The 25,395-nt window shown below is 58.6% G+C and carries 23 protein-coding genes and 1 other RNA gene; 11 read left to right on the top strand and 13 right to left on the bottom strand.

Annotation, left to right across the window (positions count from 1 at the left end; all coding sequences use genetic code 11):
- Positions 1-46 precede the first annotated feature (46 nt).
- The 4 genes from GH784_RS12625 to mraZ are packed head-to-tail and all read right to left on the bottom strand — an operon-like array spanning position 47 to position 3,831.
- Positions 47-1,789, bottom strand: coding sequence for a peptidoglycan D,D-transpeptidase FtsI family protein (locus GH784_RS12625; protein ID WP_003513230.1), 1,743 nt, complete (start codon positions 1,787-1,789; stop codon positions 47-49).
- The gene (gene ftsL / locus GH784_RS12620) at positions 1,789-2,349 is read right to left on the bottom strand and encodes a cell division protein FtsL (RefSeq protein WP_019565277.1); all 561 of its coding nucleotides are present in this window, start codon (positions 2,347-2,349) and stop codon (positions 1,789-1,791) included. Before ftsL ends, GH784_RS12625 begins: the two co-directional genes overlap by 1 nt.
- Before the next feature lies 1 nt (position 2,350).
- Positions 2,351-3,376 (bottom strand): 16S rRNA (cytosine(1402)-N(4))-methyltransferase RsmH, encoded by a 1,026-nt coding sequence (rsmH, locus tag GH784_RS12615; RefSeq protein ID WP_013636514.1) that lies wholly within the window; start codon positions 3,374-3,376, stop codon positions 2,351-2,353.
- A gap of 14 nt (positions 3,377-3,390) precedes the next feature.
- Positions 3,391-3,831: a division/cell wall cluster transcriptional repressor MraZ gene (gene mraZ / locus GH784_RS12610; protein ID WP_003513235.1), complete on the bottom strand. Its 441-nt coding sequence runs from the start codon at positions 3,829-3,831 to the stop codon at positions 3,391-3,393.
- Between the two features lie 621 nt (positions 3,832-4,452).
- Between mraZ and GH784_RS12600 the strand changes: the two genes are divergently transcribed.
- Genes GH784_RS12600 through GH784_RS12590 form a run of 3 tightly spaced genes read left to right on the top strand, consistent with a single transcriptional unit; the run spans position 4,453 to position 6,619 of the window.
- A complete protein-coding gene (locus tag GH784_RS12600; RefSeq protein ID WP_003513245.1) occupies positions 4,453-4,854 on the top strand; it encodes a DUF350 domain-containing protein in 402 nt (133 codons plus the stop codon).
- 9 nt (positions 4,855-4,863) lie between these two features.
- Positions 4,864-5,460, top strand: a complete 597-nt coding sequence (locus GH784_RS12595) for a DUF1190 domain-containing protein (protein ID WP_003513247.1) — start codon at positions 4,864-4,866, stop codon at positions 5,458-5,460.
- 1 nt (position 5,461) lies between these two features.
- Positions 5,462-6,619 (top strand): glutathionylspermidine synthase family protein, encoded by a 1,158-nt coding sequence (locus GH784_RS12590; protein ID WP_065702349.1) that lies wholly within the window; start codon positions 5,462-5,464, stop codon positions 6,617-6,619.
- A 26-nt stretch (positions 6,620-6,645) separates the two neighbouring features.
- On the opposite strand, the gene rnpB is transcribed toward GH784_RS12590, so the two are convergent.
- From rnpB to GH784_RS12560, 6 genes are all read right to left on the bottom strand, one after another.
- Positions 6,646-7,051, bottom strand: an RNA gene (gene rnpB, locus GH784_RS12585) — RNase P RNA component class A.
- Between the two features lie 56 nt (positions 7,052-7,107).
- Positions 7,108-8,298 (bottom strand): FAD-dependent oxidoreductase, encoded by a 1,191-nt coding sequence (locus GH784_RS12580; protein WP_111828577.1) that lies wholly within the window; start codon positions 8,296-8,298, stop codon positions 7,108-7,110.
- 66 nt (positions 8,299-8,364) lie between these two features.
- On the bottom strand, positions 8,365-9,552 hold the full coding sequence (locus GH784_RS12575; RefSeq protein ID WP_065702348.1) for an NAD(P)/FAD-dependent oxidoreductase: 1,188 nt from the start codon (positions 9,550-9,552) through the stop codon (positions 8,365-8,367).
- 186 nt (positions 9,553-9,738) lie between these two features.
- Positions 9,739-10,278 (bottom strand): lytic transglycosylase domain-containing protein, encoded by a 540-nt coding sequence (locus GH784_RS12570; protein WP_003513258.1) that lies wholly within the window; start codon positions 10,276-10,278, stop codon positions 9,739-9,741.
- Positions 10,279-10,525: 247 nt separating this feature from the next.
- The gene (locus GH784_RS12565) at positions 10,526-11,305 is read right to left on the bottom strand and encodes an N-acetylmuramoyl-L-alanine amidase (RefSeq protein WP_065702347.1); all 780 of its coding nucleotides are present in this window, start codon (positions 11,303-11,305) and stop codon (positions 10,526-10,528) included.
- Complete coding sequence (locus GH784_RS12560) at positions 11,302-12,042, bottom strand: J domain-containing protein (RefSeq protein ID WP_013636520.1); 741 nt, start codon at positions 12,040-12,042, stop codon at positions 11,302-11,304. Before GH784_RS12560 ends, GH784_RS12565 begins: the two co-directional genes overlap by 4 nt.
- Positions 12,043-12,360: 318 nt before the next feature.
- On the opposite strand from GH784_RS12560, the gene GH784_RS12555 reads away from it, so the two are divergent.
- The 7 genes from GH784_RS12555 to GH784_RS12525 all read left to right on the top strand — a co-directional run bounded on the left by GH784_RS12555 (position 12,361) and on the right by GH784_RS12525 (position 20,083).
- A complete protein-coding gene (locus tag GH784_RS12555; protein ID WP_003513264.1) occupies positions 12,361-13,572 on the top strand; it encodes a pyrophosphate--fructose-6-phosphate 1-phosphotransferase in 1,212 nt (403 codons plus the stop codon).
- 51 nt (positions 13,573-13,623) lie between these two features.
- Positions 13,624-14,259 carry a LysE family translocator gene (locus GH784_RS12550; RefSeq protein WP_065702346.1) on the top strand — a complete coding sequence of 212 codons (636 nt, stop codon included), beginning with the start codon at positions 13,624-13,626 and terminating at the stop codon, positions 14,257-14,259.
- Positions 14,260-14,384: 125 nt separating this feature from the next.
- Positions 14,385-15,452: a lytic transglycosylase domain-containing protein gene (locus GH784_RS12545; protein WP_065702345.1), complete on the top strand. Its 1,068-nt coding sequence runs from the start codon at positions 14,385-14,387 to the stop codon at positions 15,450-15,452.
- Positions 15,453-15,745: 293 nt separating this feature from the next.
- The gene (locus tag GH784_RS12540) at positions 15,746-16,996 is read left to right on the top strand and encodes a BtaA family protein (RefSeq protein WP_065702344.1); all 1,251 of its coding nucleotides are present in this window, start codon (positions 15,746-15,748) and stop codon (positions 16,994-16,996) included.
- Positions 16,993-17,709, top strand: coding sequence for a class I SAM-dependent methyltransferase (locus GH784_RS12535; protein ID WP_065702343.1), 717 nt, complete (start codon positions 16,993-16,995; stop codon positions 17,707-17,709). The genes GH784_RS12540 and GH784_RS12535 overlap by 4 nt, the downstream gene beginning before the upstream one ends.
- 245 nt (positions 17,710-17,954) lie before the next feature.
- The gene (locus GH784_RS12530) at positions 17,955-18,734 is read left to right on the top strand and encodes a glycoside hydrolase family 25 protein (RefSeq protein ID WP_013636525.1); all 780 of its coding nucleotides are present in this window, start codon (positions 17,955-17,957) and stop codon (positions 18,732-18,734) included.
- A gap of 122 nt (positions 18,735-18,856) precedes the next feature.
- Entirely contained in the window at positions 18,857-20,083 is a 1,227-nt protein-coding gene (locus tag GH784_RS12525; protein WP_065702342.1) for a lytic murein transglycosylase, read from the top strand.
- Between the two features lie 465 nt (positions 20,084-20,548).
- Here GH784_RS12525 and metF read toward each other — a convergent pair whose 3' ends face one another.
- The 3 genes from metF to ettA form a co-directional block, all read right to left on the bottom strand.
- A complete protein-coding gene (gene metF, locus GH784_RS12520; protein WP_003513283.1) occupies positions 20,549-21,454 on the bottom strand; it encodes a methylenetetrahydrofolate reductase [NAD(P)H] in 906 nt (301 codons plus the stop codon).
- A 1-nt stretch (position 21,455) separates the two neighbouring features.
- Positions 21,456-22,469, bottom strand: a complete 1,014-nt coding sequence (locus tag GH784_RS12515; RefSeq protein WP_019565268.1) for an ArsR/SmtB family transcription factor — start codon at positions 22,467-22,469, stop codon at positions 21,456-21,458.
- A gap of 163 nt (positions 22,470-22,632) precedes the next feature.
- Complete coding sequence (gene ettA, locus GH784_RS12510; protein ID WP_003513287.1) at positions 22,633-24,282, bottom strand: energy-dependent translational throttle protein EttA; 1,650 nt, start codon at positions 24,280-24,282, stop codon at positions 22,633-22,635.
- Between the two features lie 127 nt (positions 24,283-24,409).
- Here ettA and GH784_RS12505 point away from each other — a divergent pair, with 127 nt between their 5' ends.
- Entirely contained in the window at positions 24,410-25,381 is a 972-nt protein-coding gene (locus tag GH784_RS12505) for an alpha/beta fold hydrolase (protein WP_173995117.1), read from the top strand.
- The last annotated feature ends 14 nt before the right edge of the window (positions 25,382-25,395 follow it).

The raw sequence follows: 25,395 nt of genomic DNA, 5'->3' as shown, positions 1-25,395 counted from the left end.
CTTGTCCCCCCGGCGCGATTCGCCGGAACACCATAAGCTCTAACAATCAATAAGACACGAGCAAGGCCGAGCCATCCTTGCCGAACTTCGGCTTCACGCCCAGCACTGCCGCCGTGCGGCTGATGATATCGTGCACCATCGGCGCAGCCGAGGTGCCTGCAAGTGCCGCGCCATTGCCCTTGTCCGTCTTCGGTTCGTCGATGAAAGAGAGCACCACATATTGCGGGTCGTCCATCGGGAATGCCGAAAGGAAGGCATTGAAGTTCTTGTCATGCACATAACGGCCATTGACGACCTTGTCAGCCGTACCGGTCTTGCCGCCGACATTGAAACCGTCGACGCGCGCATTACGGCCAGAACCGTTGACACCGTTCCATTCGAACAGGAAGCGCATATCCTTGCTGGCGCCGGGCTTCAGCACCTGTTTTGCGACCTGATCCGCCTGTTCGCGCGTGCGCGGCAGGAATGTCGGCTCGATCAACTTCCCACCATTGACGAGCGCGGCACCGGCAACTGCTGTCTGCAACGGCGTTGTTGAAACGCCGTGGCCGAATGAAATGGTGATCGAGTTGATCTTCTTCCATTCGCGGGGCTGCGAAGGCAGCGCCACTTCAGGCAGTTCGGTCTGCATGCGCGTCAGAAGGCCAAGCCGCGTCAGGAATTCCTTGTGTCCTTCGGTCCCCACGGTGTCGGCGATTTTTGCCGTACCGATGTTCGACGAATACTGGAAAATTTCCGGCACCGAGAGCATGCGGCCCTTGCCGTGGAAGTCCTTGATAGTGAAGCCACCGATGCGGATCGGATAACGCGCGTCGAACATATCGCCAAGGCGGACGCGACCCGAATCGAGACCCATGGCAATGGTAAAGGATTTAAAGGTGGAGCCCATTTCGAACGTGCCGTTCGACATGCGGTTGAGCCATCCTTCCTTGGCACCTTCTGCCGGGTTGTTCGGATCATAATCCGGCACGGAGGCCATAGCGAGCACTTCGCCGGTATGCACATCCAGAACCACAGCCCCCGCGCCGATCGCCTGGAACTTGGTGATAGCCGAGGTCACGACTTCACGCACGATGGACTGGACGCGTAGATCGATGGAAAGCTTCACCGGCTCCAGCGGCTGATCGCTGGTCATGCCGAGCGCCGTCAGATCGGCCAGTCCCTGGCTGTCGACGTAACGTTCCATTCCGGCAACACCGCGATTGTCGATATTGACGTGACCGACAACATGCGCAGCTGTTGGCCCGCCAGGGTAGAAGCGGCGCTTTTCCGGGCGGAAACCGACACCGGGAATGCCGAGCGCCAGGATCTGGCTCTGCTGCTTCGGCGTCAACTGACGGCGCAGCCACTGAAAGCGCGAATTGGAGGAAAGCTTCTGATAGGTGCCGCGCTGGTCGAGATCTGGCAATACAGTGCGCAGCTTCTCGATGGCTTCGTCGATATCGACGATGCGATGCGGCTCCGCAAACAGCGACACGGTGCGGATATCAGTCGCCAGAACCTCGCCGTTACGATCAAGAAGATCGGGACGCGACGCCATCAGCCGGTCGGCAGGGGCAATGCTCGAAACCGTCTCCTGCTCGGCAAGGCCATATTGCACCAGACGGCCGCCCACGACGCCGTAAAAGGCGATGAAGCCGAAAATGATGAGACCGACGCGGCTTTTCGCCTGGGCCGCCCTCTTCTTGCGAGCGCCCTCGAAAGCTGCATGGTCAGTGTGAATGCCGGTGGTGCTGGCGGAAAAGTGAGCCTTGCTCTTCAGAACCATGACGCGGGAGAGAAAAGACATCAGCGGTCCACCGATCCAGTTATGGTTTCATCCATTTCGCCATCTTCATCGCCTGCGACAGCGGCGACGGCAGGAGCCGGCGCCGCCGTGGGACGGGAAACACGCGCCCGCGGTGTTGGAACAGGAGCGCCATTGGCGGCAATCTGGCCGGCGGGCGGTGATTTCTTCTTGGCAGTTCCGCCAAGCGTAGCGCCCGGCTTGGAGCCGTTGACGGCAGCGGCGATGACATCCGCAACGCTCATGCCTTCCGGCTCGGGCGGCTGCGGCAATTGCGAGCGCAGCATCGGCAATTCGCGCGGCTGCGCCAATTGTGTCGGCAGCGTCGGCGAAAGGCCAAGCTCGTCCTGATAGGCATTCACGAGACGATGAAGGCGGTTCGGCTGCGTCAGCAATGCCCAGTCGGCCCGCAAAAGATCGATCGTGTCTTTTTCGAGCTTGATTTCGGTCTCGAGCTTGCGGACCTGTTCCAGCTTGAGATCGGTTTTGTGCTTGATCGAATAGGTCACCACCGCCGCAGCGACCATGACCCCCATCAACACGACATCGAATGTGCGCAGCATATCAGCCTCCCATCTTTTCAAGGCTGGCGAGATCGGGAAGTTCGAAAATCGAAAAATCTGCCGCCCGGGCAGGTGCCGCCGTGCGCAGGCCGGCGCGCAGCTTGGCCGAACGGGCCCGCGGATTGATCTCCGCCTCCTCGTCGCTTGCAGCGACCATCGGCTTGCCGATATTTTCGAAAATGGCGGGCTTGTCCTCCACCATCGGCAGATGGCGGGAACCCGCCGCCTTTCCGGAACGTTCGGAGAAAAATTTCTTGACGATGCGGTCTTCGAGCGAATGGAACGTGACGACAACCAGCCGGCCGCCGGGCTTCAAGGCCCGCTCGGCAGCAAACAGGGCCTGCGCCAATTCGCCGAGTTCGTCATTGACGAAAACACGCAGCGCCTGAAACACCCGTGTTGCGGGATGGATCTTGTCTTTAGCCTTGCGCGGCGTAACGATTTCAATGAGGCCCGCCAGATCACGCGTGGTGCGGAAGGGCTCTTCCGCCCTCCTCTTTTCAATCGCGCGGGCGATGCGGCCCGGCTGCTTTTCCTCGCCGAGAAAACCGAAGATGCGGATGAGATCGCCGACCTTGGCGCGATTGACGACATCCGCCGCCGAAACGCCGGAGCTGGACATGCGCATGTCGAGAGGACCGTTCTTCTGGAAGGAAAAACCGCGCTCGGCCTCGTCTATCTGCATGGAGGAAACGCCGATATCGAGAACCACGCCGTCAAGACCGCCTTCCGGCGCGTGCCTTGCCAGATCGGAAAATTGCGATTGAATGAGGGTAAGCCTGCCGCCATTTGCAGCAACCATGGCCTGGCCGCCGGCGATCGCGTTAGGATCGCGGTCAAGCGCGATGACATTGGCACCTTGATCGAGAATTGCCTGGGTGTAGCCACCGGCGCCGAAAGTGCCGTCGAGGATGACCTTGCCGGATGCGGGTTCGAGCGCAGCGATCACTTCGCGAAGCAGGACCGGGATGTGACGCTGAGGTCCCTCACCGGCATCAGAAGATCGCCCGCCAGAATTCGCCGCCATTCTGTGTCCCCGTCCTATGCGGGGCGTGCAGCCGAAAAACCGCGCCCCGCTCTTGCTGCCGCCTGCGCCGCCAAAAACGCCTGCGGTTGCCAAAGCTGAAAATGATCCGCTCGTCCAACGAAGGTGACATCCGTGGATATGCCGGTAAATTCCCGGACGAAATCCGTCACCATCAACCGACCTTCCTGATCGAGCTTCATGAAAACGCCGCCGCCGTGTACCAGCAGCGACATTGCGTTCGCCTCCGGCGAGAAGGCATCCATGGACGCGATCTGCCGCTCGTAGCGCTCCAGCAAATCCGGACCGCCGACACTGATTGCCGGAAACGCGAAATCCTGAAGACAATAAAGCTCCTGAATCCCACGCTGTGCCAGCACCGAACGAAACGGAGACGGAACCGAAACGCGCCCCTTGGCGTCGATCCTGTTCGTTACGTTCGATAAAAAGCGGTCCATTACTCAACTCGCCAAAACCGCATTCCGCAAAGCGAATCATCCGCCCCACAGACAACACCGGTACGCACGACACATCGCCAAGCGTCAGGGCGACATGCCCTGCAGCAGCCCGTTGCAGGCTCCTCACTCGTTTCAGCGATTGCGGGTCAAAAACACGACCCAGTGCGGTGTGCATTTGGGATACCATGGGACACTATGGGCGTCAATGGGAGAAGCCGGCACGATACCGACTCCGCATCGGAAATTCATAAGCCGTTAAGTTTAACGAATGGTTTACTTCGCGAACTCATGTGCCAGCGGAAACAAATAAAACTTGGGTCGATATGCCAATTTTTTGTTTGCGAAACAGACACTTGGCGGCCCTCGCCGAACACGCGCCACTTAAATCGCAAAAGACGCTCTGATGGTGCCGTGGGAATGCCAACTTGGTTGGCGTTACGGCTATCTGTGTGATTTAGCGATAGACCAGTTGCAGAGGTTCGATTTGACGCAGAAGCAATGCGCATGTTGCGCTCAGCCAGAACCGTCATTCTCTACAAACAACAACGCCGCGACGCTTGACTTTTTAAACTTTCAATTGATTTTGATTTCTGAAGTTGTGTTTTTCATTGTGAGACAATAATGCCGAATTACGTGGCAGGCTTACCTGCCTTCTTAAGTTATTTTCTGATCGGCCTGCTCTGCCTGGCAACCTTTTCCGCTATTTACACCCGCCTTACTCCCCACCGCGAGGGGGAGTTGATCAAGGCCGGCAACTTTGCCGCCGTCGTCGCTTTTTTGGGGGCACTGATCGGCTTCAGCCTGCCGCTCGCCTCGGCGGCGGCTAATTCCGTCAGCCTCCCCGACTATATCGTCTGGGCAGTGATCGGCCTGCTGGTACAGGTTCTCGCATTCTACATCGCCAAACTCTCCATGACCGACCTGCACCTGAAAATCACCGAGGATAACGTTGCGGCCGGGCTCTGGAGCGGCGGCATCGCTGTGGTCATCGGGATTTTAAACGCCGCCTGCATGGCCTATTGAGGAACAGACATGTATTTGGACGTGACAGAACACCCGCGTCTCGCCCTCGGTACGATTGCCGCAATAGGCCTTTTTATGGCTTTTTCATCGGAGGAAGAGGTTCTTTATACCTCAGTTGAAAAATGCGTTGCCTCCGGTGTCTATCCCAAGGCTTGCCAAGCGGCATCCGAAGACGCCGGCCAACATCACCTCGCCACTGCACCTAAATTTCTCAATATGGTCGCATGTGAAATGGAATACGGCGCGGGAAACTGCTTTGAGCTGAAACAAAATCTCAATTCCACTAACCCCACCGGCATAGGCGTCTTCACACCCTCACCCGCCGGTTTTGTTATGCCTCGGTCCATCGAAAACTTTGCCGACTACAGCAACTATCGCCGCAGGCAGAAAAACAGCGAGTCGGGTTCCAACGGTGCGATGTCGGCCTATCGAAAACGCAACGGCGACCTCGTCATACCGGATGTGACGGCCAGTGAACAGGACCAAGGCGGCGGCGGAATCACGTCAGGAGGAGGCGCGCTGGCGAATGACGTGAAGACGTCCAACGCCAAAACGAACGTCAAGGGCCGTGGTGGATTCGGCGGCCACTCCTTTTCAGGAAGCTGATATGCGCCGCATCACAGTCCCGCCGCGCCCGGATTGGCGCGAGAAAGCCAATGCTGTCGGTTTCTCCTTCCATGAAATGCATGGCGAGCCTTACTGGGTGGACGATGCAGCCTATTGCTTTGGACTGGATGAAATCGAGCGCGACATCGAAGAACCGAGCCAGATCCTGCACGACATGTGCATGGATCTCGTCGCCGACATCGTACACAGTGAGGAGGCTTTAACCCGTCTTGCCATCCCCCGCGATCACCATGATGTCATTCGAAATTCTTGGCGGCGGTGCGACCGCCACCTGTATGGCCGCTTCGATCTTGCCTATGACGGGCATGGCCCTGCAAAGCTGCTGGAATACAACGCCGACACGCCAACTTCCGTATTCGAAACGGGATATTTCCAATATAACTGGCTGACCGATCAGGTCGCCCTTGGAACGCTCCCGCCGCAAACCGACCAGTTCAACTCGGTTCAGGAAGCCTTGATTGAGGCCTTCGGGCAATTCTCGCGCGACAGGATTTTCCATTTCGCGGCGGTGAGCGACAACGCCGAGGATTGCGGCACGACGATTTATCTCATGGACTGCGCCATTCAGGCGGGCCACCGTGCCCAATTCCTCGATATCAGAGACATCGGCATCGATGCGTGCGGGCGTTATGCTGACCTTCAAAGTCGCGTCATCGAACGCTGCTTCAAGCTTTATCCCTGGGAATACATGTTACGAGAATCCTTTGCCACGCATCTGCCTGCGCAAGGCGATATTTTCATCGAGCCGGCCTGGAAAGCCGTGCTGTCGAACAAAGGCCTGCTGCCTTTGCTCTGGCAGCGGCATCCCAATCACCCGAATCTGCTCCCGAGTTTCTTCCCGGACGATCCTGAAATATATGAATTACAGGATTACGTGGTGAAGCCGCTTCTTTCGCGTGAAGGCGAAAATGTCAGCCTTTATCGAAACCGACGCGAAATTTTATCGGCCCCCGGCAATTATGGCCAAGAGGGGTATGTTTTTCAGGCCTACGCACCATTGTTCAAGAGCGATTTCGGATACGCCGTGTTAGGAAGCTGGATCGTCGCCGATCGGCCCTGCGGGCTCGGGATTCGCGAGGACGCGTCACCTATCACCGCAAATCTCTCCCGCTACGTGCCCCATATCATCGAGGGCTGATCGCCACCGAAAAAAGCGGCAGGAAATTCGCCAGTTGGCCTGTAAGCCGGGTTCTGTATGGCCCCGGTTTGACCCGGAACGTGGCAGCCATTCATCTGGGACGGCATTTGCATGCCGCCTCTCGCAACCCACCCGGATGACGGGCCCGGAAACCGGCTGTAGACGAAGGCTTTCGCCCGCGCCCCGTGTCATCCCTATTCGGTCTTGCTCCCGGTGGGGTTTACCTTGCCACCACTGTCACCAGCGGCGCGGTGGGCTCTTACCCCACCCTTTCACCCTTACCATGCCAGGCATGGCGGTTTGCTCTCTGTGGCACTTTCCCTGGGGTCGCCCCCGCCGGACGTTATCCGGCACCGTATTTCCGTGGAGCCCGGACTTTCCTCACCTTACCGTCTTTCGACATTGGTAAAGCGCGGCTGCCCAGCCAACTGGCATGGCGTCAATACCCATGTTCTTTGGCGAAAGCCACCGAAAAGCGTAACGGAAGATCAAAGAAATGCAGGCTTGAAATCCGTTGCATAGTCGTCGTTGCCAATTTTTCCATCCCGCAGCAACAGGGCGCCTAACCGCCCGATCTCGTCGGAACTCTTGGCCGCCGTACCATTGCCGCCAGTCAGAACCGCAATGCGCGGTGACGTCGTAAAGCCGATGGCCGGATAACCGCCCGGCGTTTTGGACACCACGCAGGCGGCCATGGAAATGCGCGACCGGTCGATGGATGGCACCAAGGTCCCGACGATGGCAGAGAGATGGTCGCGAACGCTTTCGCGCCCGCCGGAACGGAACCATGCACGGATTTCGGGATCGCTATCTAGCTTCTTATCATCGGGATCGCCGCCGATTTTCAGATAGAACCTGCCATCGGGATAACGGACGGGCGGCAGGAGATAGATATGTTTCGTCGTGTCGCGCGGCTCGTAAATCAGCGACGGCATGCCCGCATATTGTCCCAGCTCCGCCTCGTCTACCTCGAAGAAGGCGACGGTGCGCGCATAGACATTGAGAGCGACGGGCTGCGGCAACAAATCCTTCGTGATCGAGAAGCCACCCGCAGCGACCAGCACCCGGTCTGCTGTATAAACCGCACCCGAGGCCGTCTCGACGCGTGCATGGCCAGCCTCTTCCCGCGTTGAGACGACTATATCGTCGATGAGCGTAACGCCGGCTTTGTCTGCCAGAACGTTCTGCGCCTTCACCAGCGCGCGCGGATTGACGTAACCGGCATTGTCCTTTTCGAACACGCCTTCGCAGCCCGGCTCGAAGGAGAAATAGGGGAAGGCGCTTTTCAGACCTGCGTCGTCAAGCATTTCCGTGGAAACCCGCAGACGCGCCGCTGCCTCACAGACGTTGTCGATAAAAGGATTGTCGCCACCGCGTTCAGGCCCAACCATCAGACAGCCGACGGGAGCGTAAAATTCCACGCCGCTCCTTGCCGCGATGTCGGTGTAGCGCGCGATCGAGCGGTTGGCGAGCAGTGCCCAGTCCGCATCACCATCAATGGTGCGGGTAATGCGCGCCTCATCGTAATGGCTGGCGAAAACACCCGGATGTGACTTGATGTCGGCAGGTTCACCGGGGCCGATCAGGGCCACACCTTCGGTGTTTTCCGCCAGATGGCGGGCGGCGGCAGCACCCATCATGCCACGACCGACAACGATATATTTGAAATGTCCCGACATGCCGCCCTCTTCGCCTCAACCCGCTCTAATACAGCCGCGATTTTGTAGCCGCTTCGCTGCTGAATGTCAGATAAAAACGGGCGACATTTCGGCAGCAAAATCACTCTCGGTCAGTTGGCCATCCAGAAGCAGCACCGCGCCTAGCCGCCCGATTTCGTCGGAAGACTTGGCGGAAACGAAATTGCCACCGGTCAGAACCGCGATATTGGAAGATTGCGTATAGCCGATATATGGATAACCGCTACGGGTAATGGATGCGACGCAGGAACCAGAGGTCACGGGGCAGCCCGCAAGTTCCGGCATGAGCGATAGCGCCCGCTTCGTCAGGAATTCCACTTCGCCCGGCGTGCCGTCGGAATGAAACCAGCCGACTGCTTCGGCCAGCGTTTCCAGCCTGCCCTTTTCGCTCTCACCGCCGATCTTCAGATAGACCTTGCCGTCGGGGTAACGCACAGGCGGCAGAATATAGACGATATCGTCCTCGGTCTCCGCCAGCACGATGGTCGAGGGCATGGAGCCGAAGAGGGCCTGCCTTGCTTCGTCGAGTTCGAAAAACACGATGGTGCGGCCCGTTGCCGCCATATCGACCGAGGAAGGCAGAAGATCAGCCATGTTGGTGAAACCGCCAGCGGCCACTATGACCTTTTCGGCCGTGTGTACGGCCCCTTCCCTGGTGGAAACTTCCACACCATGGGAGGTATCGCGAACATGCGCCGCCGTCTCGCGGATCAGTCGCGCGCCCTGCGCAGCAGCAATCGTGCATTGCGCCCTCACAAGCGCACGCGGATTGACGTGGCCGGCATTCTGCGCCTCGAAGTAACCGTCGTGATCCGACGGCAGGGAAAACATCGGGAACCGGGGAGCCAGCGCATCGCCGCCGATCGTTTCCACGCCAAGACCGAGACGGTCGGTCGAGACCAAGGCTCGCGAAACGTAGTCTCCAGCAAGCCCCTTGCCGTTTCCGGTAAACAGACAGCCCGCTTCGGTGAAGAAACGGATGCCGCTTTTTGCTTCGATCTCGGCATAGCGCCGGATGGAGCGTTGCGCCAGCTCCGCCCAGACGGGATCGCCATCGAAACCACGGGTGATGCGCGCCTCGTCATAGTGACTTGAAAACACACCGGTATGGGTCTTGCGATCGGCGGGTTCATCCGGCCCGATCAGCGCCACGCCATCCGTTTGCGCCGAAAGGTGCCTCGCTGCCGCCGCACCCATCATTCCGGCACCGACCACGATATATTTGAAATCCGGCATGTCATGCTCCGCATCAGGTTTGCTCCTGACTACAGCATGCACGCATAAACCGGAATCGATTTTCGTGACGTCCGAAACATGCCGCGCAAGAGCGTGCAGCGGTTTTGCAATAACGAGATGCGATAAAACGAGGACTTAAAGCTTATCGCCAATCTGAAACATCACGACACGCTTCAGCAAAAGACCTCAGCTGGCCAGAAGCGCCTGGACCTTGCCGCAATAACGCTTGGACACCGGGTTCATGCGGGTGGCGCCGTGGCCGGCATTGTAACGCAGGATCGTGCTGCAAACCTCACCGCCGCCAAGCTGGTGTGCGGTTGCCAGATATTGCATGCCCCAGCGAATATTGGTCTCGGGGTCGAAGAGGGCTTTGGTCGTGCCGCGAAAGCCCATCATGCGCGCCGTTGCCGGCTTGATCTGCATCAGCCCGACCTCGCCTGCGCTGCCGCGAGCCCTAGGGTTGAACTTGCTTTCGACAGAAACGACGGCATGGGCCAGATTGGTGGGGACGCCGTAACGCTTGGCATATTTGACGATCAGATCGGAATAGTCGTTCTTGAGCGACGAAGGCAGGCTCTTTTCGGGAACGGGATAACCGGGCGTACGGAAGAAGGTCCCCAGCGTCACGGTTTTGGTCTTGACGTCCTCGTCTTTGGCAAAAGCAATCCCCGCCTGCGAAACGAGCATAGCAACGCCCGCTGCGACAGCAACAAAAACTCTGTTCATCTGTTGAAATAGTCTCCAGATCGGATAACCGGAACAATGAAACGATAAAAACGTCCAGCGCGCGGAAAGTCGATTACGACCTTCTACCGTCCAGTCTCCTTGATTGATATTGACGGCAAGCTCCCCTGAAGAACAGCACCGCGTCCACTGCGGCTCTTAGACTTCCTCAATGCGGATTAACTGTGGCACAACAAAAAAATCGACTTGCGCGACCGGGAAACGGGGAAGGCTTTTCCAGAAACGGCGTTCAAACGGCCGAAAATTTCGGAAGGCTGGCAATCAGCCGATGCAGCGTGTCGATCGTGGAAAAATCCGCGATACCATCCACCAGCGCCGGGCGGAAATGCCGCTGAAAGGCGGCCACGGCACCTTCTGTTTTTTCGCAATATGCGCCTGTTATTTCAACGCCATATCCGTAAATGGATAGCATGGACTGGAGCGCTTCCACTGGCTGGCCGTGATCGCCGCGCTGAAAAAAACGTCCGCCGCGGATCGGCGCTGGCTCTACCCAATGACCGACACCGTGCCGCGACAGGATGTCCCATGGGAATTTTTCACCCGGATCAACCTTGCGGATCGGCGCCACATCGGAATGCGCAAGCACCCTTTCAGGGGAGATAGACCACCGCTGGCCGCAATCGCGACACAATTCGATGACGGCAGCCACCTGTTTTTCCGGAAATTCCGGCAGGCCGCCCGGATGGCCCTGATTGGCGATTTCAATCCCGATGGAGCGGGAATTGATGTCCGCCTCCCCCGCCCAGCTGCTTTTGCCCGCATGCCAGGCGCGGCGAGTTTCCGCAACAAGCTGCATGACACGCCCGTCTTCAAAAACGAAATAGTGGCTGGAGACCTGGCTTTCGGGATTGCAGAGCCACGAAAGGGCGCCATCGGCGGTCGTCATGCCGGTATAGTGCAGGAGGATGATATCCGGGCCTGCCACGCCCTGTCTTTCGCCATGGTTGGGAGAAGGCGCAATGGTTGCGCCCCCGAAATCCGGGTTGAAATCCGGCAGAAATTCACTCATGCGACGCGGCGTTCTTTCTCGATGGCCTCATAGGCGGCATTGAGAGCCGCCATACGCTCATTCGCGGCAGCGTGCAATTCCATCGGCACACCGCGCGCGATGAGCTTGTCCGGATGGTGCTCGGCAACCAGCGAACGGTAACGCTTGCGAATATCCAGAAAGTCGTCCGAGGGCGAAACGCCAAGCACGCGATAGGGATCGCGCCCATCCATATGGACGTGCCGTGCCATGATCGTTTCGAAATGATCTTCGGTAATATGGAAGATTTCCGCGATACGGCCGAGAAACGCCAGTTCCCGCTCGTGGATCAAGCCGTCTGCCTTGGCGATGTGGAACAGGCCATCGATGACGCTTTCCAGCATCTCGCAATTGTCATGGCCGGAGCCGCAAAGACCGGCAAGACGCTCGGCATAGGCCTCGTATCCCGCAACGTCCTGGCGTGCGAGATTATAAAGGCGGGCAACGTTTCTGGCCTCTTCTTCAGGAAAATCGAAAATCTGCCGGAAGGCGCGCACTTCGGCATCGTTCACGACACCATCGGCCTTTGCCATCTTTGCCGACAGCGCGATAATGGCGACGGAAAAAGAAACCTTGCGGCGGGTCTCCGGATCTCCCTCGAAAAGGGTGCGGATCGCCTCTACCACGCGACCGAGCGTGCTGCCTGCCGCGTCACCGATCGCGCCGAGCAGCCGTTCCCACAGGGATGAAATATGCAAACAGGCGAAATCGAACATCATGACGCCAAGCATGACGGCATATCGCCGTGAATGCAATATGCGCGGCGCCGCTGCGGCATTAACTTTTATTCATTTTTGCGACAGTTTTTCTTCAGGAGCAAGGGGGCGGCAAACGGGAGAGCAACGGTTTTCCACAGACGGCGAAGCCTGGTGCAAGGTTGGAGGCGATTGAAACGATTATATTCGGCTTCTTTGCCCAAGCTGCTGAAAAACCGCGAGAAATCGGCATTTTTCGTGATAAATTCACTTTACACCTACACGTGGCTGTCGCATCCATTTGCCAGACATATCTTTCTATCCAAGCAAAGGAGAGCCACGATGGCCAAACAGAAAGTCGCAATGCTGACCGCGGGTGGCCTTGCTCCCTGTCTCTCTTCAGCCGTTGGCGGCCTGATCGAGCGTTATAGCGACGTCGCGCCTGATATTGACATTGTGGCCTATCGTTCCGGCTATCAGGGCGTGCTTCTGGGCGACCGGATCGAGATCAACAAGGACATGCGCGAAAAGGCGCATCTGCTGCACCGTTATGGCGGATCGCCGATCGGCAACAGCCGCGTAAAGCTCACCAACGCTGCCGATTGCGCCAAGCGCGGGCTGGTGAAAGAGGGTGAAAATCCGCTGCGCGTTGCCGCCGAACGGCTGGCTGCCGACGGCATCACCATTCTCCACACCATCGGCGGCGACGACACCAACACGACGGCCGCCGACCTTGCCGCCTATCTCGGCGCCAACGGTTACGATCTGACCGTCGTCGGGCTGCCGAAGACCGTGGATAACGACGTGGTTCCGATCAGGCAGTCGCTCGGCGCATGGACCGCGGCCGAAGTGGGCGCTTCCTTCTTCGACAATGTCAGCAACGAGCAGAGTGCTGCGCCGAAGACCTTTGTCATCCACGAAGTCATGGGCCGCCATTGCGGCTGGCTGACGGCTGCGACCGCCCGCGCCTACATCCAGAAGACCAACGGCAATGAATATGTCGAAGGACTGATGATGAACACGCAGATGAAGAACATAGACGGCATCTACCTGCCGGAAATGGCGTTTGACATCGAAGCGGAAGCCGAACGGCTGAAGGCGATCATGGACAAACACGGCTACGTCACGTTGTTCGTTTCCGAAGGAGCGGGGCTCGATTCCATCGTTGCCGAACGCGAAGCCGCCGGTGAAGCCGTCAAGCGCGATGCCTTCGGCCATGTGAAGATCGACACCATCAATGTCGGCGGCTGGTTCCAGAAGCAATTCGCCGGCCTCATCGGCGCCGAACGCTCCATGGTCCAGAAATCCGGTTACTTCGCCCGCTCCGCTCCCGCCAATGGCGATGATCTGCGCCTCATCCAGGGCATGGTCGATCTTGCCGTCGAAAGCGCGCTGAACAAGGTTTCGGGCGTCACCGGCCACGACGAAGACCAAAAGGGTAAATTGCGGACCATCGAGTTTCCGCGTATCAAGGGCGGAAAGCATTTCGACCTGTCTGCAAAATGGTTTACCGAAGTGATGGAACACGTCGGTCAACCGTTCACAGCGGCCTAATTTTACGATAGGCTGGAGAAAGCGGCGACAGGGAGGGCAAGGAGGAAGAGAATGTCTGGACAGGCGTGGCTGGTTTTTTGTGCAGCATGTGCCGTTGTGTTCGCACTTCCCTCTCCCCTTGTATTCTCTGTCGCCTCCTATGCTGCTATCCGCGGCAGAAAAACGGTGTTTGCCTCCATCACTGGCGGCGCGCTTGGCATCGTCACAGCCATGACGATATCCGCGTTTCCAGCCGCTGGCCTTGCCTATCTGCCGCATGCCTTTGTGGAAATCGTTCAGTGGACTGGTATCGGCTGGCTGATTCTTTTCCTGTTATGGAACTTTGCCACCCCCGCCGCCCAGGCAGCCAATGCAGACAATGACAATCTGCCCGGCAAATCATCCAGCGGCATTTTCCGTGATTGCTACGCCATTGCAGCGTTTCGTCCGCGCTATTTCATGTTCTTCCTGGCACTGTTGCCGCAATTCGTTTCCACCTCCGGCAATGCGGTCGAAACGCTGGCCGTAGCGCAGGCCGCAATCCTGTTGCTGGCACTTGGCATTCTGGCAGCGCAGGCACTCTTTGCCGGCTCCACGCTGGCACTGGTGCGCCGCATGTCCGGCAACAAAAAAATCCGGCCGAAATACCGCACTCACTTCATTTCTGGCCGTGCCGTCAGCGCCGGATACCGCCGCATCGCCGCCTGAAAAACCGCGACGCCACGTCCCGGCTTGCCGCTATCCTTACAATAGGTTAATGAAGGCTCGATGGGACACTGCCTGCTTCGCTCGACGCGGGGGTATCGACAGACAGGCATAACGAAGGCGGCAACATGCGAAATTCGGCAAAATTCCGCGGAAGAAGCGCACTTCTTCTGTCTTCCACGGTGGGCCTTGCCCTGGCTTTGGCCGGATGCACCAGCGTCGAATATGCCGCAAAGGAAGGGCCGAACGGCCCGAAAATAGCTGCCGTCAACCAAACCGCACCGGCACAAGCCTCCGCACAGTCGGAAACGGCTGGTACCCCGGCTGATACCGCCGCACCGGCAGCACATGCCACTGACGTGGCAGCCTCTTCCCAGCCCGAATCGCTTCCAACCGTCGCCGCCGTCAAGGGTGGCCGCGTGGCGCTGCCGCCGGCAGCGGAAATTGCAGCGGCAGTGGCGAGCCCAATCCAGATGCAGCCGCAGCAACAACAGACAGAGGTCGCGCAGGCAACGGTAACGACAGCCGCGCCGACGACGGCTGCGGCTCTTGCACCGCACGCCGCAACGCCGGCAGCCGCAGCGATCGAAACCGCAAGTGCCGCCGGGAAACCGGCTGCCGCCGACCTGCCGCAGGTGGTTGCCGTCAAGGGCAGCTTCCCGCCCGCACCGCCGCCGCCCGGAACGCCGTCGATCGGTACCGAACTGACCGCGGAACGCAAAGTCATTCCACTGCCGAAGCCGGACAGCACGGTTCTGGCCTATGCGGCCGGTCCGACCAACGCCGCCCTTGCCGCTATCCGGCAGAACGAAACGATGACGGCGCCGTACAAATCCGCACCGGCCGGACGTGAAAAGCTGAGCGGGCTTATTTCGAAATACGCTGTCATGTATAATGTGCCGGAAGATCTGGTGCATCGCGTGGTGCAGCGTGAAAGCAGATACAATCCCGGCGCCTATAATGGCGGCCACTTCGGCCTGATGCAGATCAAGCACGCCACGGCCCGCTCCATGGGCTTTGATGGTCCCGCCTCTGGCCTGTTCGATGCCGAAACCAACCTCAAATATGCCGTCAAATATCTGAGCGGCGCCTGGCTTGTTGCTGACAACAACCGGGACAATGCTGTCAGGCTTTATGCACGCGGTTATTATTACGACGCCAAGCGCAAGGGCATGCTGCACGTTCTGCGCAAGTAAGCCTTTGAGCAGCACCGGGACTGCAATGCAGGAAAGCAGCTTTTCTTAAAAACGTCGAGCACGTCACTTTCGTCTCCTCTGGCTTGTCCCTGGGATCTGCAAGCTTTTGATTTTACGATATGTGGTTGGATCCTCTGTACAAGCCCGAGGATGACGTCGCATCCAAATCTAAGCTTGAGACCTGAGTTGGTTTCACACCGCCTTTTCGATTCGTTACGTCGGCCCACAACCCCTGTCATCAAACTGTAGCGTCGTGACTGTAGACGCCTCTCAATCTATTGAGAGGTGAACATATGACGAGTGCGGCACCCAAGACCGGCTTCAGCAAGAATACGAAACTGAAGTCCGCATTGCTCCAGCACAAGGCGCTCTCGAAAAGCGGTTTTTCCGAACGGTTCTTCGGGGTTCTCTTTTCCGGTCTGGTTTATCCGCAAATCTGGGAAGACCCGGAAATCGATATGGAAGCGATGGAGCTTGCTGAAGGCCACCGCATCGTCACCATCGGCTCGGGTGGCTGCAACATGCTGGCCTACCTCTCCCGCAACCCTGCCAGCATCGATGTGGTGGATCTCAACCCGCATCACATCGCTCTCAACAAGCTGAAGCTTGCCGCCTTCCGCCATCTCCCGGCCCATCAGGATGTGGTTCGCCAGTTCGGCCGCGCCAATACGCGCAGCAATAGTCACGGCTACGACCGATTCATCGCCGACCATCTCGACGACACGACCAAGGCCTACTGGTCGAAGCGCACCCTGTCCGGCCGTCGCCGCATCTCGGTATTCGACAGGAACATATACCGCACCGGTCTGCTCGGCCGTTTCATCGGCGCCGGCCACCTTATGGCGCGCCTGCACGGCGTCAAGCTGACCGAAATGGCCAATAGCCGCACGCTGGATGAACAGCGTCGATTCTTCGACAGCAAGGTCGCACCGCTGTTCGACAAGCCGGTGGTGCGCTGGCTGACGAAGCGAAAAAGTTCGCTGTTCGGCCTTGGCATTCCACCCCGCCAATATGACGAGCTGGCAAGCCTTTCCAACGACGGCACGGTCGCCTCCGTCCTCAAGGAGCGGCTGGAAAAGCTTGCCTGCAACTTTCCGCTCAGCGACAATTATTTCGCCTGGCAGGCCTTCGCGCGCCGTTATCCCGAGCCGCATGAGGGTGCCCTACCCGCTTATCTCAAGCGGGAATATTACGAGACGATCCGCGACAACACCGCCCGCGTTGCCGTGCACCACGCCACCTATACCGAGCTGCTTTCCAAAAAGCCGGCAAACGGCGTCGATCGCTACATTCTGCTCGATGCGCAGGACTGGATGACGGATGTGCAGCTCAACGAATTGTGGTCGCAGATCAGCCGCACCGCCGCTCCCGGCGCCCGCGTCATCTTCCGCACCGCCGCCGAAAAGAGCGTGATTGAAGGCCGTCTCTCGGCCGATATACGCAACCAGTGGATCTATCTAGAGGAACGCTCCAATGAGCTCAACGCCATGGACCGTTCGGCCATCTATGGCGGCTTCCATATCTATCAGAGGGCTCTGGCATGAAAGCCATCGGCGAGAACGTCGGCCTTGCGGATGAGGCGCATGCGAGCCTGATGGACCGCATGTATCGCCACCAGCGGCATATCTACGATATTACCCGCAAATATTACCTTCTGGGCCGCGACAGGACCATTTCCGGCCTCGATGTGCCCAAGGGTGGCACGCTGCTTGAAGTCGGCTGCGGTACCGGCCGCAACCTGCTGCTGGCCAGCCGCAAGTTTCCGGAAGCAAGACTGTTCGGTCTCGATATCTCCGCCGAAATGCTGCTGACCGCATCCGAGAATTTTACCGGAAAGACGGAACGCCCCGTTCTGCGCGTGGCCGACGCCACCGCTTTCCGCGCCGCAGAATTCGGTCAGCCGGACGGTTTCGACCGAGTCATGATCCCCTATGCGCTTTCGATGATACCGGACTGGGAAAAGGCCATCGAACAGGCGCTGACAGCTCTCAAGCCCGGCGGCTCGCTGCACATCGTCGATTTCGGCCAGCAGGAACAGTTGCCCAAGTGGTTCCGCGCACTTTTGCAGGCATGGCTCACCCGCTTCCACGTCACGCCCCGCGCCAATCTCCGTTACGTTCTGGCCAACATGGCAGGCCGTTTTGACGGTAATCTCGAATTCGAGGAGATTGCCCGGGGTTACGCCTGGCGGGCCATCATCACGCTTCCGGTCGCCGAAGTGCAGCCAAAAGTCAGCCGTATTCTGGCAGACGCCTGATCCTCAAGGGTTAAGGCGCCTCGCCTCTGCAAATGCGGGCGAGACGCTGCCAGCCAGCGGTCCTACAAGTATACGCCACTGGGACTGAAAGACCGCAAATCTCTTGGAATCCAGCGACTTGCGAGCCGAAAAAACGCCACGGCCCCTTGCTATAACGGCTTGTTTACCATGTTATGGGTAAATCGGGAGATGCGGCGCGCCACTTTGCGGCCGTGGATGGGCAACAATAATTCATCAGGGTTCCAATGCGGCTGCGTCTATCGGCACTTTTGTCGGCTATGTTGTTGATCGGCGGCTGTACGTCCACGAGCTATGACCTGCTTGAAACGGCTTCTGTTTCCAAGCCGAAATTCTCCGATACCGACCCACAGGATTTTGGCACGAACAACCCGCATCGCCACGAGGTGCATGGCATCGACGTGTCCAAATGGAATGGCGACGTCGACTGGCGGACCGTTCGCAAATCCGGCGTTTCCTTCGTCTTCATCAAGGCCACCGAAGGCTCAGACCGCATCGATCCGAAATTCGGCGACCATTGGCGCAGTGCGGCGGCGGCAGATATCCTGCACGCGCCATACCATTTCTATTATTTCTGCTCGACGGCGGACGCTCAGGCCGACTGGTTCATCAGCAACGTGCCAAAGGAAGCCGTCACCCTGCCACCGGTTCTCGATGTGGAATGGAACCCCTCCTCCCCCACCTGCAAGACGCGCCCGGCTCCTGGCATCGTCCGTGCCGAGATGCAGCGTTTCCTCGACCGCCTCGAGGCCCATTACGGCAAGCGCCCGATCATCTACACCTCGGTCGACTTCCACCGCGACAACCTCGTTGGCCAGTTCAAGAATTACCATTTCTGGGTGCGCTCCGTCGCCGCGCATCCCGCCAAGATTTACGAAGACCGGCAGTGGGCCTTCTGGCAATATACGGCCACCGGCGTCGTGCCCGGCGTCAACGGCCCGACCGACATCAATGTCTTCGCCGGAAGTGAGAAAAACTGGCGGAAATGGATCGCTTCGGCCAAATAATACGGCCAAGAAGCAACACATTCGAAAAATCGGCGTTCTTCTGCACCGGCAGATCGCTGGACCCGTTTTTTTGTCGCAAACATGTGGGTAAAGCGGGCTAACAACCTATCGAGGAAATTCCCATGCCCACTTTTCGGTCGCGCAGCATCATTTTTGCCGCCGCTCTGTCGCTTCTCTCCACCGGCTCCGTCCTTGCCACACCGCCTGTGGCCTCGCCTGACGATCCAAAGCAGGTTGCCTGCGGCGGTGATCTCGGCGCATTTCTTGAGGGCGTGAAGGCTGAGGCCGCTGCCAAGGGTGTTCCGGCGGCTGCCATCGAAAAGGCGCTGGCCGGCGCGCAGATAGACCCCAAAGTGCTTTCACGTGACCGCGCACAGGGCGTCTTCCGCCAGACCTTCCTCGAATTTTCCCAGCGCACCGTCAGCCAGGCCCGTCTCGATATCGGCCGCAAGAAGCTGCAGGAGCTCTCATCAACCTTTGCCCGTGCCGAGAACGAATTCGGTATACCGGCTGGCGTCATTGCCGCTTTCTGGGCCATGGAGACCGATTTCGGTGCCGTCCAGGGCGATTTCAACACCCGTAACGCGCTGGTGACCCTCTCGCATGATTGCCGCCGCCCGGAACTCTTCCGTCCGCAATTGCTGGCCCTCATCGAAATGGTCCAGCATGGCGATCTCGACCCCACGTCCAACACGGGTGCGTGGGCCGGTGAAATCGGCCAGGTACAGATGCTGCCCAAGGACATCATCGCTTTCGGCATCGATGGTGATGGCGATGGCCATGTCAACGTCAAGAGCAGCGCACCGGATGCGATCCTCACGGCGGCGAAATTCATCCAGCACCTCGGCTTCAAGAAGGGCGAACCCTGGATGCAGGAAGTTTCCGTACCGGAAAACCTGCCGTGGGAGAAATCCGGCCTCGGCGGTTCGCTTACCGCCGGTGACTGGTTTACCCTCGGCGTAACCCCGCGCGACGGTAACAAAAATTTCGCCTCCCTGCCCGCAGCCCTCATCATGCCGCAGGGCCGCAAGGGACCGACCTTCCTCACCTATCCCAACTTCAACATCTATCTGGAATGGAACCAGTCGTTCATCTACACGACCTCGGCTGCCTATTTCGCCAACCGTCTGATGGGCGCCCCTGTCTATAACAAGGGCAATCCTGATCCGGGCTTCGATGACGCGACGATGAAAGAGTTGCAGACCAAGCTTGAAGCGCGCGGCCACGATGTTGGCAAGGTGGACGGAATTCTCGGTTCCGGCACCCGCGTCGCCATCCAGAAGGAACAGCAGCGTCTCGGAATCCCCGCGGATGGATGGCCGACCCAGGCACTTCTCCAGGCGCTTTAACCTGTGTTAAGCGCACCTTCAGGCCTTTAATCTATCGGCCGGAATCAAGGCGCAAACTGTTAATCTCGACCGGATGACTGGGGATAACACCCCGGTCATTTACTTTTTTTAAAGATATGAAGCACTGCGTGATGAGAAAATAATCTTTTATTTTCAACTAATTACAGAAGTTACTTTTTTAAGCGGCCACAAAGCATGCTGCACCGCATCACAGAAACCGCTTTTCAAGTGCCACAAAACGGTCATATTATCGAACCTGTCAACAACAGGAGGCACCCATGGGACTTACAAAATCTCTCAATGCCTTGGCAGTCGGTTTGGCGTTTTTGTTCGTAGCGATGATGCTTTTCATCTGACGAGACGTGAAGACCAAACGCAGAAAAGAACCGTAGATGACACGAGTTTGAAAAGCGCAGGTCCTGTCGGGCCTGCGCTTTTTTCCAGTCGTAAATGGAATATCTGAAATCAGGCGGCGCTGCGGCGCAAACGCTCAAGACCGAGGTTCTCAAGCACCGCATCGACCAGCGGCGCACGGTTCATCGTGTAGATATGGAACTCGTTGACACCGCGCCGTTGAAGATCAGCGATTTGCTCGGCAGCAACTTCCGCCGCAACGCGGGCGCGTCCCTCGAGATCGTCATCATAACCTGCAAAACGCTCATCCAGAAAACTGGGCACACTGGTACCGCAGCGGCCGGCGAAACGCTTGAGCTGGGTCAGGTTCTGGATCGGCATGATACCCGGAACCACCGGAATGGTGATACCGGCAGCCGTAACCCGCTCCATGTAGCGCTCGAACACGTCATTATCGAAGAAGAACTGCGTCAGCGCCCGCGTTGCGCCGTTGTCCGCCTTGCGCTTCAGCATATCGATATCGACCGCATCGCTGGCGCTCTCCGGGTGCTTTTCGGGATAGGCAGAAACGGAAACCTCGAAATCGCTGATATCGCGTAGCCCCTTCACCAGAGCGGCGGCATTCTCGTAACCTTGCGGATGCGGCCTGTAGTCCGTGCCGATACCGGTCGACGGATCGCCGCGCAGCGCCACGAAATGGCGAACGCCAGCATTGCGAAACTCTTCAACGACCTGATGTACGTCGTCACGGCTGGCATCCACGCAGGTCAGGTGCGCGGCGGTCGGCAGATGACTGTCACCGATCATCCGGCGCACCGCATCCAGCGTCGGCGCCTTGGTGGAACCGCCCGCGCCATAGGTGACGGAGACGAAATCCGGATCCCATTTCTTCAGCTCGGCAACCGTTTCCCAGAGCTGGTTCTCCATCTCGGGGTTCTTGGGCGGGAAAAACTCGAAAGATAACCGGATATCCCCCCGGATTTCGCCATTGTGGCGCGCGGTTTCCGACCTCAACATATCATGCCCTCCCGGCAGCAAGTAAAACGGCCTCTTGCACCACATCGTCTGCCATCAGCAGCCGCTGGTCGCGGGCAACCCATATCGTGACGTCCAAGGATTCATCGGACGCCCGTTCAGAATGAAGATCGACGGCACGGTCGAGCACGAGCCCGGCCTTTTTCAGCCATTCATCCATAAGCGGATGCGAAAAGCCGAGCCGCACATGCGCATGCTCGTCGCGAAGATGCTCGAAGGAATGGGGTGCAAGATCGATGACGATCAGCCGGCCACCGGGACGCAACATGCGGGCGGCTTCGGAAAGCGCGATCTCCGGCTGGTCGAGAAAATGCAGAACCTGATGGATGACGATCAGATCGAAATCCTGGCCTTCCAGCGGCAGGTTGAGAATATCGCCATGGCGAACGGATGCATTGACCACGCCCGCCTTGTCCAGATTGGAGCGCGCCACCGACAACATGTCGCGGCTGGCATCGACGCCGATTGCCCGGCGATAGATGCCGCTCAGAAGCTGCAGGATGCGGCCCGTGCCGGTACCGAGATCGAGCAGCGAGTCGATCGGGGTGGTTCCGACCAGCTTCAGCAATGCGCCTTCCACGGCCTCGTCGCTCACATGCAGGCGGCGCAACTCGTCCCAGGCGGAGGCATTGCGGCTGAAATAATCCTGCGCCCGCTCCGCCCTTACCCGCTTGACGGTGGCAAGGCGTTCGCTGTCGCGCTGGAGAACGGCGTCAGAGGGCGATGCGGCGCCCAGCAGTTGCCTGATAACAACGGCGGGCTCGCCATCCTGCCGCAGGCGGAAATAGGCCCAGGCGCCCTCCTGATACCGCTCGATCAACCCTTCTTCAGTCAAAAGCTTGAGATGACGGGAAATACGGGGCTGCGACTGGCCGAGAATTTCGGTGAGATCGGTGACGGTCAGATCGCCGGCCGCCAGAAGCGCCAGCAAGCGAAAGCGCGTCGGCTCACCGGCCGCCTTCAAGAGATCCACCAATTTATCCAAACCGAACGCCACGTCTGCCGCACCTTGCAATCTAATCAACATATAAAGATATCTTTATGTCGGCGTCACGCGAGATGCAAGCGCAATTTGCCACGCTCTCCCCTCAAGCCCCATTTATTGCATGAAAAAAGGCCCGCTTTTGGGCGGGCCTTTCTGAAGTGATCCGAGAACAGGATTAGCGCGTCAGGCGCTTGTAGCTGACGCGGCCGGGCTTGATGCTTTCCGGGCCGAGACGACGGACCTTGTCCTTTTCATAGTCTTCGAAGTTGCCTTCGAACCATTCCACGTGGCTGTCACCCTCGAAGGCGAGGATGTGAGTGGCCAGACGGTCGAGGAACATGCGATCGTGGCTGATGATAACGGCGCAACCGGCGAAGGCTTCCAGCGCTTCTTCGAGCGCTGCCAGCGTTTCCGTATCAAGGTCGTTGGTCGGTTCGTCGAGCAGCAGCACGTTGCCGCCTGCCTTCAGCATCTTGGCAAGGTGAACGCGGTTACGCTGACCACCGGAGAGGTTGCCGACCTTCTGCTGCTGATCGCCGCCCTTGAAGTTGAAGGCGCCGCAATAAGCGCGGGAGTTCGTTTCGAACTTCCCGAGCTTGATGATGTCGTTGCCGCCGGAGATTTCCTCCCAGACGGTTTTGTCACCCGCCAGCGTATCGCGGCTCTGGTCGACGTAACCAAGGTGCACGGTCTCACCAATGGTCACCGAACCGCTATCGGGCTTTTCCTGACCCGTGATCATGCGAAACAGCGTGGTTTTACCCGCACCGTTCGGGCCGATGACGCCGACGATGCCGCCCGGAGGCAGCTTGAAGGTGAGGTTTTCGATCAGAACCCGGTCACCATAGGACTTTGTGAGGTTTTCCGCCTCGATAACGACGCGGCCCAGACGCTCGGCGACCGGAATGACGATCTGCGCGTCGCCGGGACGGCGATTTTCAGCGGCTTCCACCAGTTCGTCATAAGCGCGGATACGCGCCTTGGACTTCGTCTGGCGAGCCTTGGGGCTGGAAGCGATCCACTCCTGTTCGCGGCTGATGGCCTTCTGGCGCGAGGCGTCTTCGCGGGATTCCTGCTGCATGCGCTTGGCTTTTGCCTGCAGATAGGCGGAATAGTTGCCTTCGTAGGGAATACCACGGCCACGGTCGAGTTCTAGAATCCAGCCGGTGACGTTGTCGAGGAAGTAGCGATCGTGGGTGATCATCATCACGGCGCCGGGATAGTCGCGCAGGTGCTTTTCGAGCCAGGCGATGGTTTCGGCGTCAAGATGGTTGGTCGGTTCGTCGAGCAGCAGCAGGTCAGGCTGCGAAAGCAGCAGCTTGCAGAGCGCCACGCGGCGACGCTCACCACCCGAAAGGCCGGTTACTGCCGAGTCGCCAGGCGGGCAACGCAGCGCATCCATGGCCATTTCGACCTGATTTTCCAGATCCCACAGGTTCTGGCTGTCAATGATGTCCTGAAGCTTTGCGCCCTCATCCGCCGTTTCGTCGGAATAGTTCATCATCAGCTCGTTGTAGCGGTCGACGATTGCCGTCTTGCTCGCCACACCTTCCATGACGTTCTCCATCACGGTCTTGTTTTCGTCGAGCTTCGGCTCCTGCTCGAGATAACCGAGCGTCGCACCCTCAGCGAGCCAGGCCTCACCGGTATATTCCTTGTCGAGACCGGCCATGATCTTCAAAACGGTCGACTTACCGGCACCGTTCGGACCGAGGATACCGATCTTGGCATCGGGGTAGAAGGAGAGATGGACGTTCTCAAGAACCTTCTTCGCGCCATAGGACTTGTTCAGCCCGGCCATGTGATAGATGAATTGACGTGCCATTGTAGCGAATGCTCCACATCGGATTTTAAAGAGTACGTATCGGGAAATTTGCCGCTATGTAGGGTAAATAGGACCTTGGGGCAACCTCTGGCACGATTATGACCCCATGATTATGACAAGGGATACCATGGCAGGCACGGGTGAAAGCATGAATGAGACGACGGATGACTTGACGTTCAGCCGGATTGAGAGGCTCGACGCTCCATCAGGCGCATCCATCGCCTTTCGCCACCAGCCCTCTGCCCTTTCTCCGGCGCGCGGCGTGCTGATGATCTGCCACGGCTTGGTGGAGCACGCCGGCCGTTACCGCCGTTTTGCCGATGTCATGGCAAAGCAGGGTTTCGAGGTCTATGCCCACGATCATCGTGGCCATGGCCGCACAAAGGCTGCCGATGCGCCGATTGGCCGCTTCGCCTGGAAGGACGGAGCCGAGAAGGTCGTTGCCGATGTCATGGCGATGCGCCGGATGGTCGGCGAAAGACATCCCGGCCTGCCGGTCATCCTGTTCGGCCATTCCATGGGCGGCCTTGTGGCGCTCAACACCGCCGTCAGCCATCCGGATGCCTTTGATGCTCTGTCCATCTGGAATTCCAACCTCAATCCCGGTGTCATGGGCCGTCTTGCACAGATCGTGCTGCGCCTTGAAAAGATGCTGAAAGGCTCTGATGTGCCGAGCGCCATCCTGCCCAAAGCAACCTTCCGTGCCTGGAATGCCAGAATGCCGGAAAAACGCACTCATGCGGACTGGCTGAGCCGTGACAGGGTAGCGGTGGACGCTTATGTGGAGGATCCGCTTTGCCAGTTCGAGGCCAGCGTCTCCCTTTGGCAGGATGTCTTTGAATTGTCCTATCGTGCGCCGAGGCTCATCGAACGCCTGCCGAAGACGCTGCCGATTTTGCTTGTCAGCGGCGATCAGGATGCCGCGACCAATGACGGCAAAGAGATCGTCTGGCTTGCCGAACGCTTCCGCGAAGCAGGTTTCGGCCATGTAGAACACACGATCTATCGGGGCATGCGCCACGAAACCCTGAACGAGATCGGCTGGCATGCCGTGGCTGCGGATTTCGCCGCCTGGTGCGGCCGCGTCGTTGGCAAATGACGAGCCTTTGCCGA

The sequence above is a fragment of the Agrobacterium tumefaciens genome, assembly GCF_009649785.1.
Classification (GTDB): Bacteria; Pseudomonadota; Alphaproteobacteria; order Rhizobiales; family Rhizobiaceae; genus Agrobacterium; species Agrobacterium tumefaciens.
This window is presented reverse-complemented; position numbering and strand designations above follow the sequence as displayed.